Source organism: Rhodococcus sp. T7, from assembly GCF_009872365.1.
Taxonomy (GTDB): domain Bacteria; phylum Actinomycetota; class Actinomycetes; order Mycobacteriales; family Mycobacteriaceae; genus Rhodococcus_F.
Genome location: NZ_WXYH01000389.1, coordinates 649,881 through 653,682, shown reverse-complemented (window position 1 = coordinate 653,682; position 3,802 = coordinate 649,881). Strand labels below are relative to the sequence as shown.

At 63.1% G+C, this 3,802-nt stretch carries 4 protein-coding genes; 2 read left to right on the top strand and 2 right to left on the bottom strand.

What is annotated here, in order from left to right; translation table 11 throughout:
* Positions 1 to 858: 858 nt before the first annotated feature.
* Positions 859 to 1,320, top strand: a complete 462-nt coding sequence (locus MLGJGCBP_RS47060; protein WP_007297546.1) for a DUF4189 domain-containing protein — start codon at positions 859 to 861, stop codon at positions 1,318 to 1,320.
* Between the two features lie 254 nt (positions 1,321 to 1,574).
* Here MLGJGCBP_RS47060 and MLGJGCBP_RS47055 read toward each other — a convergent pair whose 3' ends face one another.
* Together MLGJGCBP_RS47055 and MLGJGCBP_RS47050 are read right to left on the bottom strand one after the other, a co-directional pair.
* The gene (locus MLGJGCBP_RS47055; protein WP_012686807.1) at positions 1,575 to 2,057 is read right to left on the bottom strand and encodes an IS30 family transposase; all 483 of its coding nucleotides are present in this window, start codon (positions 2,055 to 2,057) and stop codon (positions 1,575 to 1,577) included.
* Positions 2,058 to 2,181: 124 nt separating this feature from the next.
* Positions 2,182 to 2,928, bottom strand: a complete 747-nt coding sequence (locus MLGJGCBP_RS47050) for a group II intron maturase-specific domain-containing protein (protein ID WP_308821646.1) — start codon at positions 2,926 to 2,928, stop codon at positions 2,182 to 2,184.
* A 154-nt stretch (positions 2,929 to 3,082) separates the two neighbouring features.
* Here MLGJGCBP_RS47050 and MLGJGCBP_RS47045 point away from each other — a divergent pair.
* On the top strand, positions 3,083 to 3,802 hold a 720-nt coding region (locus MLGJGCBP_RS47045; protein WP_201453093.1), incomplete at its 3' end, for a site-specific integrase.

Here is a 3,802-nt window from a genome sequence, read left to right as displayed (position 1 = left end):
GGCGCCGACAACACCAGGCCCGCACTTCCCACTACCGACGTCGCGGACACCTCCCATAAGTGCCGTTGCAGTACTAGCGTCGAATTCAGGCAGACCCCGATGGGAAAGTCCCGATCCGCGGAAGTTTCGGCGGCCGGTTGTCTCCATCAGGACAGTCACGTCCTGGCCGATCAGCCTGTCCCGGGTATGGCGACGGCCCTGATCACGGGCGGGCAGCCGACGATCCACCGGCGCCGATCCGGGCTTGGCTCGATCGGCACCTGTGGACAATACGCCCAGGCCTGTTGTGTCCCAATCACTCCTGAAGTCTGACATCAGGGGCGTCCTGTTCGCCCGCATCTGCCTGGCCGCATCGTGATGTCGGCTGCAGAAATGCCAGGGAATTGAGACATAGGGAGGCGGCCATGCCGTGAGACCAACGACAAATCCTCAGGTCACAGCCGTCCCAAAATGCCATCAGTAGCGAGACCCTACAAGCTTGTAGTGTCTCGAGAACTGTGGCCAGATCTCACGCAAGATGGCCACTCGGTGGCCAGTTGGCCGATTGGTTGAGATTGTCGCGGCGTCGCCCGCGTGGTGTGGAGTCGTGGATCAACAGTGCGACCGCTGGCCGCTCCTTCTGCGAAAGCGGCGCGGACCGGATCGCAGCGTCCCGGCGGTGAGTACGCGTGCACTGATCCGACAGTGGTCGCGCTCGTTCCGAAAGCGGATCGATGAGAGAGAACTCGGGGTGAGATCTTCCACCCCGAGGGGGGAGGTGCCATTTCGCTGTCTACCGGAGACTGGGATCAGCCTCGCATCTCCGGTGCGGGATCGGAGCGGGATTCGAACTCGCGTTACATCTTCTGGGAGCCCGACATGTTCATCAAGCAGATTGCAGGATTCATCGGTGGCGGCGCACTGGTCGCCGCATCAGTCGCCGCGCTGATTGCAGCGCCGGCGAACGCAGTGCCGGGCGTCAATCCGCCGGCGCCGCGGTTCGTGAGCCTCTCCTATTCCCTCGAGTCGACCTTCGCGGGGTCCTCGAACGTGGTGGACACGTACGCCGAGTCCGTGAGCCAGGCGTACTACCACTGCGACAACCTCAGTGGCGCTAACGATTGCCAGGTCGTGATCACGAGTGATTGGGGCTGCGTTACGTTGGTGCGCGGTTGGACCAAGGAGTCGTACTTGGGCAGTCCGCAGGGGAAGCCCATATTCGGCGTGGGAAATGGGCCGACCAGGGAAGAGGCTGAACAGGTGGCCACGATCGATGTCGAGGCTCGACTCGACGCCACCCCGTACGCCGTTGGCCACGGAGTCACCAAGTGCGTCTACTGAAGTTGCGGACGAATCCCGGACTCACACGATCGGCCCAACGTCCGGTCCGATCGATCACCCCGAACGTCGACCTCGCCCCGTCCGCAAGCGGAACGCAGACCGGCACGTCCCGAAAGCCGGGCGTAGACCGGAACTCACTGAGCTGCGCGGGTCCCGATAGCCCCGTCCGGTGATGATTTTGCTTTCGGGGCGGCGGATTCTCACTGTCGTTGCAACACAAGTCTATTGAAATCTGGGTCGTCCCAGCTCACGGATTACGTTACCGCAGTCGGCATCGCGAGTTCCAGCGCAGTGCGGCGCCGGTGAGCGGTGGCCCGTCGCTCGGCGTTGAACACCGTGGCGGGAGTTGCGTACTCCAGGTTCTTCCGTGGGCGAGTGTTGAGCTCACGCGTTACCGACCGCACATGAGCGTGACTGTGCACCGACAAATCGGTGCCCTTCGGGAAATACTGTCGAGCGAGCCCGTTGAAATTCTCGTTCGCACCCCGCTGCCACGGACTGGAACGTTCGGCGAAGTAGATCTTCAGATCAAGGGCCGCGGAGATCTCTCGGTGCAGACAAATCTCCGTTCCCTGATCCCACGTCAACGTTCTGCGCATTCGTTTCGGCAGGCCAGAAAATGCTTTGATGACAGCATTTTTCACCGATTCGGCGGTGTGATCGACGGGGAGATTGACGATGATTCCGTATTGCGTCGTCCGTTCCCGCAGGGTCATCATCGCCGATCGGCAGCGCAACCCCAGGATGTAGGGGTCGGACCGGGGCGCGGTGCCGGGATTGCTCCCGGCCCGTTTCCCCGGCCCGCCCTCCGCACCGGACGTGCGACTCTCATCGCATCCGGCGCTCCACGGACTGCCACTGCTAAGCAGGGACCAAGGTCTCTGCTCTGCTGGTCCACGGTGTGGGGATGTTGCTCGCCCGCCACCGGTACCGAGTAATCGGGACGGTGGTGGTGTCGAACATGATGATCCCGTTCTCTTGCGGACGATTGCCGGGCCTGCCGGTCAGGAACCGTCGGTAGAGATCCGCCCACGTGATCCGTTTGTGCCGTTTGAGCAGCCATTGGGTGACCCGATGCCAGGCGAAGGCATCGAGGTAACCGAACGTCGCTTTCGACACACCGTGACGGAAATACGCACACCATCCTCGGAGCACCGGATTGAGGCGTCCGAGCAGATCAGCAAGGCCATGATGACGTGCCCTCTTCGTCAGCGCCCGCACCTTCGCCATGATCGAAAGCAACGCTTTCTTCGACGGATAGGTGTAGACGCTCATCTTGTTCGTGCCTTTCCTGCGGCGCCGCTGGATGCGGAACCCGAGAAAGTCGAACCCCTCGTCCAGGTGACATACCCGGGACTTTTCGGCGGACAACCGCAGCCCCAGCGGGGCTATCACGTCCGCGACCTCGTCCCAGAGTGCGTCCGCATGCGCCTTGGTTCCGACCACCATGATGACGAAATCGTCCGCGTAGCGCACGATTCGGTAGGTGGCCCCGCCGCGTTTGCGGTGCACCTCGCGCCGATAGGCACTCCCGTGGGAATCCCATTTCGCACAGAAATGTGCATCCAACACCGACAGAGCGATGTTGGCGAGCAACGGTGAGAGTATGCCGCCTTATGAACAGTGCTGGGTTATGCGCAGCGCTGGCGTGCAAGGCCTGGTGACGGCGATGTCAGAGGTCGATCGCTGCGCATAATCCGCGGATCCTCTGATCAGGCGGCCCGGTACGGTGCCGGGCCTCCATGATCGGAGGTCAGTTGTTATGGCGACTTTGTCTGCGTTGGTGTCGGGCCTGGAGGCGGAGCTACAGCGTTTGGGCTACAAGGATTCGACGCTCGTTTGGTACCGGGGCTGTTGGCGGCGGATGCAGAAGCACTTCGCTGCGCGTGGTGTCGAGGAGTTCTCCCTGGATGCGGCGATGGCGTGGGTCGACGACGCGTGTGGTTTCTTCGACAAGGAGCAGGCCGGCACCCTGAAGCGAACCGATGTGTATTTGTTCAGAGTTGCTCAGATGCTGGAGGATTACGCGGTCCACGGGGCGGTGCTGCGCCGCTATAACCGGTCGGTGAGCAAGCTGGACGTGGCCGGCGCCCAGACGGTCGCCCGGTTCCAGGCGCACCTGCGCTCGGCTGGGCGCTCGGCCTCGACTGTGCGGACCTACGGGACGTTGGCCGGGGAGTTCGTCGCGTTCACCGACACCCGCGGAGGGCTGGGCTGCTGCGACGCCGCCATGATCGGGGCGTTCGTCGCCACGCTGGCCGGATACCAGTTCAAGACTGTCGAGCAGAAACTGTGCGCGGTGCGGTCGTTGCTGCGGTTTGCCTCCGCCGCCGGCCTGGTCGACGGGGCGTGCTTGGAGGCGGTGCCGGCGGCACGCTCGGCCAGGCAGGCCAGGATCCCGTCGGTTGAGGCTGCACCCTTTGAGTGGACACCCCGGACAATGGTTCTAGGAGAGCCAGGAGGGATGTCGAGGTGGGACGCC